We start from the raw sequence: 14563 nt of genomic DNA on the forward strand, positions 1-14563 counted from the left end.
CAACGGCGTCGATCGACACCCGCCCCTACCAAGTGCGAAGAGCCCGTGTGGCCGGCGGTCACGCGGAAGGAACCGATCGAGAATCTCGACGCGGACGAGCAGGCCCGGGAGGACCAGGCCCAGGCCCGCATCGCCCGGTACGGGGCCGTGTCCTTCAGCGTCCTCGCCATCGGCCTGGCCATGCTCATCGGCGACGACACCAACATCACCTTCTTCATGGGCATGGCGTTCATGGTGGCCGGCAGTGCGCATCTGCCCGCTCTCGTGCTGAGTCTGAACTGGCGGCGCTTCAACGCCACCGGCGCGGTCTGGGGTGTGCTCACCGGTCTCGTCTCGACGGTCGTGAGCCTGATGTTCACCGAGGCCCTGTGGATGGGCAGCGGCCCCGCTCCCCTGACCATCCAGCTCCCGGTGATCGTCACCATGCCGCTCGGCATTGCCGCGTGCGTGATCGGATCGATCGTCGGCGAGAAGCGTCGGGGACGAGGCCGCCTCGAGGACGAGAAGTTCGCGGAGATGCTGGTGCGCGCGGAGACCGGCATCGGCGCGGAGGTCGCCGCCACGCACTGATCCGTCAGCGATATTTCGGGTTCGCGACCTTCAGCCGGTTCGCGGCCAACCCCCTGATCACCTCGGCGACCTGCGGGTCGTCGAGGTGATCTCGTCCTGCACGCACACCGAGGGCGAGTTCGGCTTCGGAGCGGTAGCCGAGCCCGGCGAGCCGCACCCGATAGGTCTCCCGCACCGCCGGGGCGAAGAGGGCCTCCCGTGCGGCGATGCCGAGAACGTGCGCCGCCACCCGGCTGCGGTAGCGGGTCTTCGCATCGGCGCCCGCCCCGACCTCCAGGACGAACTCGCGCACTGCCCCGAGCAGCTCCTCGACGGGCGGTGCTCCCAGGAACTGTGGGGTGGCGGGCGGAGTCTCCGTCTCGTCGTGGGGAGGGACGTCGAGCAGGTCCAGCAGGTCGTGTTCGCACTCGGCGACGCGCCGGCCGATGGCGAGCAGTTCGAGGGTGTTGTCGCCTCCCGTCGCCGCTGCGGCGGCCTGCATCCGGCAGATCACCGCCCACCGCAGCGAGCCGTAGACCTCCCACCAGTGGAGGACCTCGGGGTCGGGACTTTCGCCCGATTCGTCGGCGTACCCGCGGAACAGGTCGTCGCGGGAACCGAATCCGCCCACCGGATGCGGCGAACCGAAACGCCAGGTCCGGGTGCACAGCCACCCGAGGTCCTCCATCGGGTCACCGACGTGCGCCAGTTCCCAATCGAGCACCCCGCGCACGCCCTCCGCGTCGACGAGGAAGTTCCCGTTGCGGAAGTCGCCGTGCACGAACGCTTTCCCGGTCGCCGGTGGACGGTTGCGGAGGAGCCACGCGAACGCGGCCTCGAGCGTCGGCACGGGGCTGCCGTTGGTGAGGTACTCGTCGAACAGGGAGGTCAGCGGGTCGTGTTCGGGCAGGTTCGGTACGGCCTCGATGTCCATGCGGTGGATCCGGGCGAGGATGCGTCCGAGTTCGTAGGGCAGTGCGGCGCGGACCTCGGCCAGATTCTCGTCGCGCAACAACTTCTGCGGCAGTGCCTCGCCGGGCACCTTCGACATCACGAGGTAGGCGCCGATCCCGGGGTGCGGTTCGTCGCCGCTGCGGTCGATCACGTCGGGCACGGGCACGCCGATGCGGGCGGCCTCGTCGAAGGACGCCGCTTCCATTGCGATCCTGCGTGCGTCCTCGCGTCCTGGCGGGTCGCGGCGCAGGATCAACTCCCGGGTGTCGCCGGTAGCCGACACCGCGGTGATCGCCCAGGTCTCGCGGCTCGCACCACCGGTGAGCCGCTCGATGCGCCGCAGCGTCCAACTGCCGTCGAGTACCGACGAAAGACGCTTCGTCAGTTCGTCTTTCAATTCACCGCTGACGCCACCCACCGCGACCTCCCTGTTCGGTTTCCTGCGGTGGATACTTCCACGGTGATCCGCGGTGTGCGAGTACTTCGGCCGTGGAGGGTCAGGCCGCGAACCCCACCGCGCCGATCACCGGGATGATCGTCATGAAGACGATGGCGAGCGCGAACAGCGTGATCGTGATCTTCTTGTCCCAGCGTGATCGCGTCCCCGTCGCGGCGAGCATGAAGAAGACGAACCCCACGCAGATGGATCCGATACCGATGACGACGGGTGTTTCCAGCATGCCTCCATCATCACCCATCGCGGGTCGGCACTTCGGGGTCGGTCATCTGTCGGCCGCCGGCTGGAACAGTTCGATCGGATTGCCGGCGGGGTCGGCGAGCAGGATCTGACGACCGCCCGGACCGGTCACCACATCGCTTCGGAGTTCTATGCCGGCACCACGCAGGCGAGCGATCTCGGCGTCGAGGTCGTCGACGACGAGGTGGATCCGGTTACGGCCCGGACCGACGAACTCCTCGGGGGTGGCGCGGGCCCCGGAACTCGCCGGCCCGGACAGCAGCAGCCGCAGCGAACCCCTGATCACATCGGCGAAAGCGGGCGCGGGGTGGGTGAGCACGGTGAAGCCGAGATAACGGGTGTAGAAGGCGACGGCCGCGGGCACGTCGTCGACGAGGTATCGGACGCTGACGTATTCGTCGGTAGTGGTCATCGGTTGCTCCTGGTCATGTTGTGACGGCATGGGTCTCGCACAGATATCGGATGCGGGTGTCGATCTCGGCCGCGATGACACGGAAGGCCGGATAGGTCTCTTCGTCGGCACCGCCGGCCGCCGCCGGGTCGGGGATACTCCAGTGGATCCGGCGAGTCTCGCCGTCGAATTCGGGGCATACCTCGCGGGCCTTGTCGCACAAGGTGATCACCGTGCCGAACCGGCGGCCGGCGAGGCTGTCGAGGTGGCGGGGATGTCGGTCGGCGATGTCGATCCCGAATTCTTCTCGCAGCACCCGCACCGTGTTCGGGTGCATGTTCCGTTTCGGGCAGGTGCCTGCGCTGGTCGTGTCGACGGTCCCGCCGGTGCGCTGCCGGAGCAGAGCTTCCGCGATTGCGGAGCGCGCACTGTTGCCTGTGCACACGAACAGCACCGGTGAGGGCGTCTCGGATGTGAACGTCACAGGCGGGCGGTTGCACCCCAACCCCGGATGCAGTGCGGCACCTACGCCGGCCAGCATCTCGGTGCACCGGTCGAGGTCGAGGTGGTAGTAGCTGTCGCGGCCGTCGAAGCTGCTGCGGGAAACCCGCACCAGCCCGCCGTCGCGGAGCAGGCGGAGGTGATAGGAGACGAGGTTCTGCGGCTCCCCGACCAGTGACACCATCTCCCGGACCCGATAGTCGCCGCCGGACAGCGCCGCGAGCAGCTGCCACCGCACCGGGTGGGCGGCCAACTGCACGAAGGCCGGGACAGGTTGACGCACCGACTTCATCACCCGATGATAGCACCAGATATATCAAATCATTTTGATTCAATTTGGATGCGCGCGAAGGAGCCGTGATGTCGGAGACGACAGGGACGGGCACGCCCGAGGGGTTACAACGGCGCCTCGGGGCGGCCGACGCAGTCGTGATCGGCCTCGGATCGATGCTCGGGGCGGGGATCTTCGTGGCCCTGGCGCCCGCAGCCGGAGCTGCGGGGTCGGGCCTGCTGATCGGGCTCGCGGTGGCGGCAATCGTGGCGTACTGCAATGCGTCCTCGTCGGGACGGCTGGCGGCACGGTACCCGGTCTCCGGTGGCACATATGTGTACGGACGCGAACGGCTCGGCGAGTTCTGGGGATATCTGGCAGGCTGGTGTTTCGTGGTCGGCAAGACCGCCTCGTGCGCGGCCATGGCGTTGACCGTCGGCCTCTACATTTGGCCCGAGCAGGCGCACGCGGTTGCGGTCGCCGCCGTCGTGTTGCTCACGGCGGTGAACTATCGCGGTGTCCAGAAGTCGGCACTGGCGACCCGGATCATCGTGGCGATCGTGCTGGCTGTACTCGCCGCGGTGGTTGTCGCAGGGTCTACCTCCGGCTCCACCGAGGTGGCCCGACTCGGGTTCGGCACCGACATCACCGTGGGCGGGGTGCTGCAGGCGGGCGGGTTGTTGTTCTTCGCCTTCGCCGGGTACGCGCGGATCGCCACCCTCGGCGAGGAGGTACGCGAACCGGCGCGCACGATACCGCGCGCGATCTCGATGGCACTGGGCGTCACCCTGCTCGTCTATCTGGCGGTCGCTTCGGTCGCGCTGCTGGTACTGGGCCCTCGCACGCTGGCCGAAGCGACTGCACCGTTGTCGAGTGTGGTGACCGCGGCCGGGGTCGAGTGGTTGGAGCCGGTGGTGCGCGCCGGGGCCGTCGTTGCCGCTCTGGGTTCACTGCTCGCCCTGGTGCTGGGAGTGTCGCGCACCACCTTCGCGATGGCACGGGACCGGCATCTGCCGCACGCGCTGGCCGCGGTGCACCCCCGGTTCGCGGTGCCACATCGAGCCGAACTCGCTGTCGGAGTGATCGTCGCGGTCGTCGCCGCAACCGCAGATGTCCGTGCCGCGATCGGATTCTCGTCGTTCGGGGTGCTGGTCTACTACGCCGTCGCCAACGCCTCCGCCTGGACGCTTCCGGGCGGGCGACGCGGGCGCATCATCGCTTCACTCGGGCTGGCCGGATGCCTGACCCTGGCGTTCACGCTGCCCGGCTCATCGGTGCTCACCGGTACGGCCGTGATCGCAGTGGGCGCGCTGATCTACGCCACACGTCGGCGCTTCAGGTCCCAGCCGGAACCGGTTGAACCGCAACGGTAGATCCGTCAGGAATGAGATGCCCATCGGCCTACCGCCGGTCGGAGGTAGCGCCACTGTCGGGCCGAAACGCGCCGTGGGAGGTCATCGGCACGTAGTGCTGCAGGATCACCGCCGCGACCGGTCCGTCGCCCGGTCGGTCGGCGCGCAGGACGAGAAGCCTGCTGCCCCTGCGCGCAGGCTGGTGTTCGAGCGTCAGCGATCAGCCGCCGCCCTCGGCGTCGCTGCCGGTGCGAACAGAGGTTCACAGACGGTGGTGCCGGCCTCGGCCGTGTACCGGTTCGTCGTGCCCGTACGGTGATCGATCATGGTGACCGAGTCGGGATCCCCTCCCGGGACCGATGCCGACGCGGTGTAGCTGTAGCGATGCTCGGTGGTGGCGAACCGCGGGTCGAGTCGAGGGAATTCGCATCCGTGATCGTCGAGCGCGGTGGCGGTGATGCGGCGGGCCCTGCGGTCGACGGTCAGCCGAGTGAGCGTACCGCCGAAGGCCGGTCCGGCATCGCCCCGATAGTTGCGCAGGTGACCGTTCTACCCTTCCCAGCCGCCGGCCGGATCGTGCGCGACGAGTTCGACGACGGTGCGATCGCCGGCCTCGTGGGCGTTGGTGACGTGAAAGTGGAACAGCGCGTCGTGTTCGAAGGTCGCCGGGTCACCACCGTCCCGCGACACCAGGACGATGGTGGTGCCGAGTTCCGGTCGGTACGACAACGCATCGTCGAAGGGCGCAACCCCAGTGCAACCGGGACGGGATTCCGAACCAGCAGGGTCCCAGCACGAACACCATGTGCCGATCGGTCAGCGCGAAGTCGTGGACGAATCCGAGCTCGGGAATCGGGATCGTCGCGGGCCCGTGCAGCCGACCACCACGGTCCAACCATCTATCGCCGGTACGCATCGAAGGGCCATCTGCTGGGCGTCATCGTGAACCACGAGCTCGACACTCTCGAAAAACTTGTCCTCGGTCGCCTGCGATTCGCCGACGAACCGTGGCTCATCCGCTCCGAAAGGGCAGCACACTGGTCGACATCGTCACCGAGCGGCCACTGAAGCACATCACCGGCCCACCCCTGGCTGCGCACCTCGGGCCGACCCCGGATACAGCAGTGGAATTCATGGTGGGCGTGGTCTTCAGCCAGTTGCTCTCCCCGCCCGGCACATGACCCACGCCGACGTCGCCGCGTATGTCACGAACGCGATCTACCGTCCTGACTCACGCGGATCAGCGGTTGAGCTGCGTGATCCGTCCGGTCAGCAGCGTGGCGAACGCCGTCCACGCCGAGTACGGAGCCAGCGCGGCACCCGCAGCCGGATTCGCCTCGGCCGTCCGGCGCGTCAGATCCGCGGTACTGGCGGCGAGTAGGGCGGCGACCACAGTGGCAGGCATCAACCGATGCCACTTGAAGAACACCCACGACCACGAGGCGTTGAGAACGAGATTCGTAGCCAGAGCCGCGATGTAGTTGCGACGACCCGCATAGTCGTCGGCGTCGGTGTACTCGTCGATCGCGACGGCCGAGGTAACAGCGATATCGGCATACAGCACCGTCCAGACGATCGGGAACGCCGCGGCCGGAGGCTGGAAACCGGGCTTACGCAACTTGCGGTACCACCGGGAGTTCGTGTCCTGGGAGGCGATCGATCCGACGATCGCGGTGGTCGTGGTGGCAGCGGCGGTCGCGAGAACGGTACTGAGTCTCATGTCTGTCGGCTCCTGTGGATGACGGTTGATCGTCGGCTACCCGAGCCGAAGGCGCACGAAACGGACACCTCGGTAGGGTGGCGGGCCGGGAGGTCGACATGAGTGGATTGCAGCAGGTCGGTGACGGGGTCTGGGCGTTCGTGCGCACCCCGGGCGGTTGGGGTGAGGCCAACACCGGGTTGGTCGTCGCACCGGGAACGGCGTCGCTGGTCGTCGATACCGCATGGGACGTCGCATGGGCGCAGCGCATCGCCGAGGCGCAGGCACCGCTGGTCGCCGATGCTCCGATCACCGACGCGGTGAACACCCACAGCGACGGTGACCACTGGTGGGGCAACGACACGCTGCCGCCCGACGCGCGGATCACCACCAGCGCCGCCGCACTGGACGGGATGCGCGAGGATCTTCCACCGCGCGCCCTCACCGTGCTGGCCGGCACGGGCTCCCTGATCCGGCGCGTCCCCGGCCCCATCGGTGCGGCCGGTGCCTACATGGCGCGGGTCCGCGGCGGTGCCCGATTCCCGCGCCGCACCCCGCGGATGCCCGACACGACCTTCGCGACCGCCACCTCACTGGACATCGGTGGTCGCACGATCGAACTCGAGCAACTCGGACCGTGCCACACGGCCGGCGACCTCGTCGTCCGCGTGGCCGATGCCGGGGTCGTCTTCACCGGCGACCTGCTGTTCATCGGGTCGACGCCGATCCTGTGGCACGGCCCGCTCGACAACTGGTTGTCGGCGCTCGATCGGCTGCTCGGCTGGGACGCCGACGTGTACGTACCCGGGCACGGGCCGACCTGTGGTGCGGCGGAGATCCGAGCACTGCGCGACTACTGGCTGTGGCTGCGCGATGCCGCCCAGGATCATCACCGGGCCGGACTCACCCCGCTCGAAACAGCGCGGAAACTCTTGCTCACGAAAGATTTCGATGCGTGGCGTCACTGGGAGTCGCCGGAGCGCATCGCACTGAGCCTGAGCACCCTGTTCGACCAGTGGAACGGCAACCCACCGGCACCGCCCACCGTGAGGCGACGCGCTGCGGCCTTCGTGACGGCCGAAACACTGCTGCGCGAAGGAGCATTCGAGGCGTCCTGACCGACGGTCAGGACAGGTGCTTCGGCTCCGGGGTCGTCTTGTGCGACCAGTCCGATCCCGCGGGCGCGGTTCCGAGCACATCCGGGCACTCGTCGTCGCGACTTCCGGCGGGCGTCAGGGAGATCACGATCGACTTGTAGGTGGGGCAGTTGCTCTTCAGTGCAGTCGAATCGAGCGGGACGAGAGGGTTGGTCTCCGGATAGTAGGCGGCCGCACTTCCCCTCGGCAGGTCGTACTCGACGATCCGGAACCTCGTGGCGCACCGTTCGCGGTCGTCGCCGTCCCATCGTGTGAACAGGTCGACGAAGTCTCCGTCGTCGAAACCCAGTGCGGCGATGTCGTCCCGGTGCATGAACACGACGCGACGGCCGCCCTCGATGCCGCGGTAGCGGTCGCTGAGGCCGTAGATGGTGGTGTTGAACTGGTCGTGACTGCGCATCGTCTGCAGCAACAGATGCCCCGGCGGGACCTGAACCACCTCCACCGGCGAGACGGCGAATTCCGCTTTACCCGAATCGGTCTCGAAGCTTCGGGTGTCGCGGGGCGGATGCGGCAGGATGAACCCTCCCGGACGCCGGACATTGACCTCGTACCCTTCACAACCCGGGACGACGCGGGAGATGCGCGAGCGGATGTTCGCGTAGTCGTCGCGCATCGCCTTCCAGTCGATCCCGTAGCGGTCGCCGAGCGTGGCCTCGGCGATGCCCGTGATGATCGCGACCTCCGAACGCACGTGCTCGCTGGGCGGTTTCAGCGGTCCTCGGGAGGCGTGGACCGCGCACGTCGTGTCCTCGACCGACACGAACTGCGGTCCCGAGGCCTGGACGTCCTTGTCGGTACGCCCGAGCGTAGGGAGGATCAATGCCGTTCTGCCGCAGACCAGATGGGAACGATTGGGTTTCGTCGAGATGTGCACCGTCATGTCGATACCTGCCATCGCCTCCGCGGTGACAGCGGTGTCGGGTGCCGCCTGCACGAAGTTGCCGCCGAGGCCGAGGAAGAACCGCACCTTGCCGTCGCGCATCGCCTTGATCGAATCGACCGTGTCGTAACCGTTCTCACGAGGAGGATCGAAACCGAACTCCTTCTCGACCGCGTCGAGGAAACTCTGCGGTGCGCGTTCCCAGATCCCCATCGTGCGGTCGCCCTGGACGTTCGAGTGTCCGCGCACGGGCATGAGGCCGGCGCCGCGCTTACCGATGTTGCCCTGCGCGAATGCGAGATTGCAGATCTCCTTGATGGTCGCGACCGCGTTGCGGTGTTGAGTCAGGCCCATGGCCCAGCAGAAGACCGTTGCCTTCGAGCGTCGCAGCATCTGCGCAGCCTCGGTGATCTGCTGACGCGACAGGCCGGTCGCGGCGACCACCTCGTCCCAGTCGATGTCCCGGACGTGTTCGACCCATTCGTCGAATCCCCGGGTGCGGCTCTGCACGAAGTCGTGGTCGAGCGCGTCCCATTCGACGAGCAGCGACCCGAACGCCTGCAACAGCGCGAGGTCGCCATTCACCTTGATCGACAGATGCAGGTCGGACAGATCCGTTCCCCGACCGAGCACCCCGCGCGGTGTCTGCGGGTTCCGGAAGTTGACCAGCCCCGCTTCGCGCAGCGGGTTGATCGTCAGGATCTTCGCGCCGTTCTGCTTGGCCTCTTCGAGTGCGGTGAGCATGCGCGGGTGGTTGGTGCCGGGGTTCTGCCCCTGCAGGATGATCAGCTCGGCGTAGTGCACATCGTCGAGCGTGACGCTGGCCTTGCCGATGCCGATCGACTCCTGCAGCGCGATGCTCGTGGACTCGTGGCACATGTTCGAGCAGTCGGGCAGATTGTTGGTCCCGAACGCCCGCGCGAACAGCTGGTACACGAAGGCCGCTTCGTTCGATGCCCGTCCGGACGTGTAGAAGGTGGCCTGATCGGGGCTGTCCAGCGACTTCAGCTGTTCACCGATGAGGGTGAAGGCCTCGTCCCACTCGATCGGGGTGTAGTGCGTGGCGCCGGGCCGCTTGACCATCGGATGCGTGATGCGGCCCTGCTTGCCGAGCCACAGCTCGCTGTGCTCGGCCAGTTCCGCGATGCTGTACCTGGCGAAGAAGCTCGGGTCGGCACGTCGCTTGGTGCCTTCCTCGGCGACGGCCTTGGCGCCGTTCTCGCAAAACTCGGCGATCTTGCGATGACCGGGGTCCGGGTCGGGCCACGCGCAACTCGGGCAGTCGAACCCTTCGGCCTGGTTCAACTCGAGCAGTGCCTCGACCGAACGCACCAGCCCCATCTGCTCGAGGGATCGCTTCACCGCCACGGCGACGCCGGTGACACCCGCTGCGGCCTTCTTCCGGTCTTCGACCTCGAGGTCGCCTTCGTCGTAGTCGGCCCGCCGGTCACGGTTCCGCATTCGATCACCTCTCCCCACGCACGGTTTGCCGAGGAGTACCCCGGTCCGCCGCCTGCCGAAACGGGTCGGCGATTACGCCCGGACCCGCATCGCGCAGCCCCACCCGGACGTACTCTCGGGAAATTGGACGGTCGAAAATGCTCGGAATCCCGGCCGCTGCGGCGGCCGCTGTCGGTGCCTACGATCTTGTGCAGAAGCGACATTCGCTGCTACGCAACTTCCCGATTCTCGGGCACGGTCGCTATCTGCTGGAGTCGCTGGGACCCGAACTGCGGCAGTACATCACGACGAACAACAACGAGGAACGGCCGTTCAACCGCGATCAGCGCCGGTGGATATACGCTTCGTCGAAGAACGTCACCAACACCTTCGGATTCGGCAGCGACAACGACATCGAGTACACCGACGGGTACACGATCATCAAGCACCGCACGTTCTCGGACCTGCCGCCGTCGAGTGCCCCTCACGGGGGCGACAAGGTGTCGCTCCCGTCCGCGAAGGTGCTCGGCGCTGCCCGGGGACGTACCCGCGCCTTCCGTCCCGAGTCGTTCGTCAACATCTCGGCGATGAGCTTCGGTTCGCTGTCCGGTGCCGCCGTGGAAGCACTCAACCGGGGTGCCGGGACGGCCGGATGCCTGCAGAACACCGGTGAAGGCGGCCTGACGACGTACCACCGCAACGGCGGAGAATTGATCTTCCAGATCGGCACCGGCTATTTCGGGTGCCGCGACGAGGACGGACACTTCGACCTCGCACGACTGAAGCGGGTGGTCGAATCGGCACCCGTGCGTGCCCTGGAGATCAAACTCAGCCAAGGCGCCAAGCCCGGACTGGGCGGATTGCTACCCGGAGCCAAGGTCACCCCGGAGATCGCCGAGGTCCGTGGAATCCCCGTCGGCAAGGACTGCGTGAGCCCGTCGCGCCACACCGAGTTCCACGACATCGACAGCCTGCTCGACTGGGTCGAACTGCTCGCAGCCGAAACGGGACTTCCCGTGGGGATCAAGTCCGCCGTGGGCGACACGACCTTCTGGGACGAACTCACACGCCAGATGAGCGAGACCGACCGCGGAGTCGACTTCGTCACCATCGACGGCGGCGAAGGTGGAACCGGCGCTGCACCATTGGTGTTCGCCGACGCCGTATCGCTTCCGTTCCGCAGCGGCTTCGCGCGGGTCTACGCGACATTCGCCGAAGCCGGCTTGACCGACGACGTCACCTTCATCGGTGCCGGCAAACTCGGCCTGCCCGACAACGCGGTGGTGGCGATGGCGCTCGGATGCGACATGGTCAACGTCGCCCGCGAACCGATGTTCTCGATCGGATGCATCCAGGCGCAGAAATGCCATACCGACCGGTGCCCCACCGGCGTGGCGACGCAGAACCGTTGGCTCGCCCGAGGACTCGACGTCCCGACCAAGGCCGACCGCGTCGCCGACTACATCGAAGCCCTCCGCCGCGACGTGTTCAAGATCGCGCAGGCGACGGGTGTGGCGCATCCCGGCCTCATCACTGTCGACGACATCGAGATCGCCGACGGCAATCGACGCGCCGTCACCCTGCGGGAGCTGTACGGCTACCGAGACGGGTGGGGACTGCCGTCGCAGACGGTCCGGGAGGAGATCACGCGTCTGATGACAGCGGAAGCGGTGACGACACCGGGTGGGACGGAGGAGTCGACGGCGACCTCGTAATCACCTGTGGTCAAAAGATCGACAAAGCGATGCGGCCGATAATGCCTCGTTATGTTAACTAGCCACTTTGACCGCCGCTCTTGGCTGCGGATGAAGGCACTCCAATGACTCGTCCGATCGCGCGGCCTATCGGCATGCATCACAGCTTCGCGACCTTCGGCTCCCGCCAGTCCGGACACACATCGATCAACTCAGCAGCCTGGGGTCCGCGTCGATGATGCCCGACACTTGAGGAGACGACAGGACCATCCCAGGTGGCAGCATGTCGACCGAGGACGCGACAGCCGACCACGGCGCTCGTCGCTGTCAGGTCCGCGCCAGCCACCTCCGCGCCGCAGACCTGAGCTCTCAACGTGATCTTGATGGATAATCGGGGTTATCCATGATTAACCGTCACGAGTTGCGCGGCACGCGAACCCGTGACGTCCACATGGCGGGACGCGACAGCCTCTCCGTGTCGACCAACTCACGCAGGCGCTGAGCTGCGGGTTCCCCACCCGTCTGCCGCGCTCCGCCTCCTCGCCGAATCCCGAAATCACACGCTCTCACGAGGGCATATCACCCGGTCAGTGGATCCTCCCCACCCTTCTGACCTGGCGACCTTGACCCACATTCGCATTATGTGCGAATATTTCGCGCACAATGCGAGGGGGTCTCCATGGGTCGTTCGGATCGCCGTGGACCTGGGGATGCGTCGCTGCACCTTGCCGACGGTGTGGCACTGCTCCGACCCGAAGAGCAGGTCTTTCAGGCCATGCTCGACGGATGGCGAAACCAGCAACTCAGTCGCAATCTGGGCCTCGGTACGGTCAACGCACGAGAGGCGATCGTCCGCCGCTTTCACGCCTTTGCAGGCAGTGAGCCGTGGGAATGGTCCGCTGCCGATGTCGACGAATTCTTCATGCAGCGTCGGGCGATCCACGGCTTGGCGCAGAGCACACTTTTGGGCTATCAACTGGCACTGCGGGCGTTCTTGGCGTATCTCGTCGATCCTGCATATGGATGGTCCGAAGCATGCGAGGAACGATTCGGAACTCACCCCACCCAGGTCTGCCACGAATGGAACACCGCCCGCCACACCCAGGACGCGATCGCTCGACCGAAGAAACGAGCCCTGACCTGGGAGGAAGTTCAGGACCTTTTCGACCACGCCGACAATCGTGTCGAACGCATCCTGACCCAAGGAAGGAAAGGAGCCATCCCAGCGTTTCGGGACGCGGTGCTGCTCAAGGTGGCGTACGCCTGGGGACTTCGCAGAAACGAACTTCGTATGCTCGACACGATCGACTTCGGATTCAATCCGAAAGCTCCCTCGTTCGGCCGATACGGCGTTCTGTACGTGCGGTACGGGAAGGCGATGAAAGGCTCCCCACCGAAGCGTCGAAGTGTCCTGACCGTTCCCGAGATGGACTGGGCGGTCGAGAGTCTGGTCCAATGGATCGAGGATATTCGACCCCGAGTATCACACGAGGACAACCCTGCCCTGTGGTGCACGGAACGCAGCAGCCGTATCGCACTGGGCTCGGTATCCAACACGTTCAACCAATTCCGCAAGGAGCTCGGTCTCGCCTCGGGCATCGACTTTCATTCGCTCCGCCGATCCTACGTCAGCCATCTCATCGAATACGGTTATGAGGCCCGGTTCGTGCAGGAGCAAGTCGGGCACGAACACGCAAGCACCACATCGATCTACACGCACGTATCATCCGACTACCGCACACGTGTTGTCCAGAACGCCTTCGAGCGCATTGCGGGACGAGCGGTCCGACAGGGCTCGCACGAAAGGAGGAACCGTGAATCGACGAGTTGAATATTCGTGGCGCCTCCGGGAAATTATGGCAGCGCGGGGTTTGAACAATATCTCGGAACTCATACCGCTGTTGGTCGAGCGCGGAATCGACCTCTCCCCGTCTCAGCTGTATCGAATGCTCGGCCATCGACCGGATCGAATGTCTCTGGCCCTGCTGGGCGCACTATGCGATGCGCTCGACTGCTCGGTGGAAGATCTGTGCCAGTTCCGCATCGAGGCGACCCCGAGCCGCAGAGCCACGGCAGCCGGCGGCGGTGGTGGTGGCGGCGTAGTGGATTTGAACAGCACGATCAGACCGAAGCGGGCACGGATCCGTCCGGCGGAGTAGACATGTCAGCTACTCCATGCGCCCGGTGCGATCGTCATGTTCGGGTCTACTGGCGGTGGCCGGAGGGCGTGGTGTGCAGCCGGTGTTACCACCGTGCAATCGGGAAACGTGGAATGTGCCCGGGATGCTCCCGTGAACGACTCCTGCCGGGCCTGGACCCGGATAATCGGCCGATCTGTTCGGATTGCGCAGAGATACCTCGAAGCTTCTACTGCACTCGATGTGGGAACGAGGACCATCTGTTTCGTCACCAGATGTGTGTCCGCTGTTGTGTGACAGATGATTTGTCGATTCTCCTGGACGACGGGTCCGGAAGCCTGTGCCAGGAGCTCACTCCCTTCTACGAGGCGGTCATCGCGCAGCCGCGACCCATGAGCGCGATGATCTGGCTCCGTAACGGGCATGTGCGGCAGGTTCTCCGCAGTCTGGCTCACGGCGAGTCGCCGATCGAGCATGAGACATTCGAGAGCTACGGCGAATACGCGAAGGTCAAGCACCTGCATCAACTCTTGACGAAATTAGGCGTCCTCGAATACAGGGATCCGAACCTGCAACTTTATACTCGGTGGCTCGAGCGCACGATGGACGCGTGCGATCTCAACGACGAGCACACCACAGTTGTTCGGCAGTACGCACGGTGGCATCACCTGAGAAGGCTGCGGGAACTCTCCGGCAAGAAAAGCTTGAGGGAGGGCCATGTCAGAACCTCGAAACAGGACACAACCGTAGCGATCAATTTCCTGAACTGGCTCGAGAAGAGGTCGCTTTCGCGGCTCTTCGCAGTTAGCAGTGGTACTGGTGCCGGCTGGGTGCGAC

Annotated in this window: 14 protein-coding genes and 2 pseudogenes; 9 read left to right on the forward strand and 7 right to left on the reverse strand. The window is 65.9% G+C overall.

The window, feature by feature from the left end; genetic code table 11:
• A partial coding sequence (locus QR64_RS02380) for a sodium:solute symporter family transporter (RefSeq protein WP_411908068.1) occupies window positions 1-570 on the forward strand: 570 nt, incomplete at its 5' end.
• A 4-nt stretch (window positions 571-574) separates the two neighbouring features.
• Here the strand turns inward: QR64_RS02380 and QR64_RS02385 are convergent.
• The 4 genes from QR64_RS02385 to QR64_RS02400 all read right to left on the reverse strand — a co-directional run bounded on the left by QR64_RS02385 (window position 575) and on the right by QR64_RS02400 (window position 3384).
• Window positions 575-1921 carry a phosphotransferase family protein gene (locus QR64_RS02385; RefSeq protein ID WP_039583907.1) on the reverse strand — a complete coding sequence of 449 codons (1347 nt, stop codon included), beginning with the start codon at window positions 1919-1921 and terminating at the stop codon, window positions 575-577.
• Window positions 1922-2000: 79 nt separating this feature from the next.
• Window positions 2001-2183, reverse strand: coding sequence for a hypothetical protein (locus QR64_RS02390; protein ID WP_006553115.1), 183 nt, complete (start codon window positions 2181-2183; stop codon window positions 2001-2003).
• A gap of 42 nt (window positions 2184-2225) precedes the next feature.
• Window positions 2226-2612 (reverse strand): VOC family protein, encoded by a 387-nt coding sequence (locus QR64_RS02395; protein WP_006553114.1) that lies wholly within the window; start codon window positions 2610-2612, stop codon window positions 2226-2228.
• Window positions 2613-2625: 13 nt separating this feature from the next.
• On the reverse strand, window positions 2626-3384 hold the full coding sequence (locus QR64_RS02400; protein ID WP_024102393.1) for an ArsR family transcriptional regulator: 759 nt from the start codon (window positions 3382-3384) through the stop codon (window positions 2626-2628).
• 68 nt (window positions 3385-3452) lie between these two features.
• Between QR64_RS02400 and QR64_RS02405 the strand changes: the two genes are divergently transcribed.
• A complete protein-coding gene (locus QR64_RS02405) occupies window positions 3453-4736 on the forward strand; it encodes an APC family permease (protein ID WP_006553112.1) in 1284 nt (427 codons plus the stop codon).
• Window positions 4737-4830: 94 nt separating this feature from the next.
• Window positions 4831-5034, forward strand: a complete 204-nt coding sequence (locus QR64_RS27455; RefSeq protein ID WP_006553111.1) for a hypothetical protein — start codon at window positions 4831-4833, stop codon at window positions 5032-5034.
• On the opposite strand, the pseudogene QR64_RS27460 reads toward QR64_RS27455, so the two are convergent.
• A pseudogene (locus QR64_RS27460) lies at window positions 5013-5444 on the reverse strand (carotenoid oxygenase family protein); the annotation flags it as partial. The gene QR64_RS27455 and the pseudogene QR64_RS27460 sit on opposite strands and share 22 nt — an antisense overlap.
• A 278-nt stretch (window positions 5445-5722) precedes the next feature.
• Between QR64_RS27460 and QR64_RS26750 the strand changes: the two are divergent.
• Entirely contained in the window at window positions 5723-5896 is a 174-nt protein-coding gene (locus QR64_RS26750) for a hypothetical protein (protein WP_153811619.1), read from the forward strand.
• Between the two features lie 59 nt (window positions 5897-5955).
• Here QR64_RS26750 and QR64_RS02420 read toward each other — a convergent pair whose 3' ends face one another.
• Complete coding sequence (locus QR64_RS02420; RefSeq protein WP_039583910.1) at window positions 5956-6435, reverse strand: TspO/MBR family protein; 480 nt, start codon at window positions 6433-6435, stop codon at window positions 5956-5958.
• 98 nt (window positions 6436-6533) lie between these two features.
• On the opposite strand from QR64_RS02420, the gene QR64_RS02425 reads away from it, so the two are divergent.
• Window positions 6534-7532, forward strand: a complete 999-nt coding sequence (locus QR64_RS02425) for an MBL fold metallo-hydrolase (protein ID WP_039583916.1) — start codon at window positions 6534-6536, stop codon at window positions 7530-7532.
• Window positions 7533-7539: 7 nt separating this feature from the next.
• Here the strand turns inward: QR64_RS02425 and QR64_RS02430 are convergent, their stop codons facing one another.
• Window positions 7540-9915 carry an FdhF/YdeP family oxidoreductase gene (locus QR64_RS02430; RefSeq protein ID WP_039583911.1) on the reverse strand — a complete coding sequence of 792 codons (2376 nt, stop codon included), beginning with the start codon at window positions 9913-9915 and terminating at the stop codon, window positions 7540-7542.
• A gap of 137 nt (window positions 9916-10052) precedes the next feature.
• Between QR64_RS02430 and QR64_RS02435 the strand changes: the two genes are divergently transcribed.
• The 4 genes and pseudogenes from QR64_RS02435 to QR64_RS02450 all read left to right on the forward strand — a co-directional run.
• The gene (locus QR64_RS02435) at window positions 10053-11609 is read left to right on the forward strand and encodes an FMN-binding glutamate synthase family protein (RefSeq protein WP_039583912.1); all 1557 of its coding nucleotides are present in this window, start codon (window positions 10053-10055) and stop codon (window positions 11607-11609) included.
• Window positions 11610-12267: 658 nt separating this feature from the next.
• Entirely contained in the window at window positions 12268-13419 is a 1152-nt protein-coding gene (locus QR64_RS02440) for a tyrosine-type recombinase/integrase (RefSeq protein WP_037190706.1), read from the forward strand.
• Window positions 13403-13747, forward strand: coding sequence for a helix-turn-helix domain-containing protein (locus QR64_RS02445; RefSeq protein WP_039583914.1), 345 nt, complete (start codon window positions 13403-13405; stop codon window positions 13745-13747). Before QR64_RS02440 ends, QR64_RS02445 begins: the two co-directional genes overlap by 17 nt.
• Window positions 13748-14019: 272 nt before the next feature.
• Window positions 14020-14563, forward strand: a pseudogene (locus QR64_RS02450) (hypothetical protein); the annotation flags it as partial.

The organism is Rhodococcus sp. Chr-9 (assembly GCF_000801125.1).
GTDB lineage: Bacteria > Actinomycetota > Actinomycetes > Mycobacteriales > Mycobacteriaceae > Rhodococcus > Rhodococcus pyridinivorans.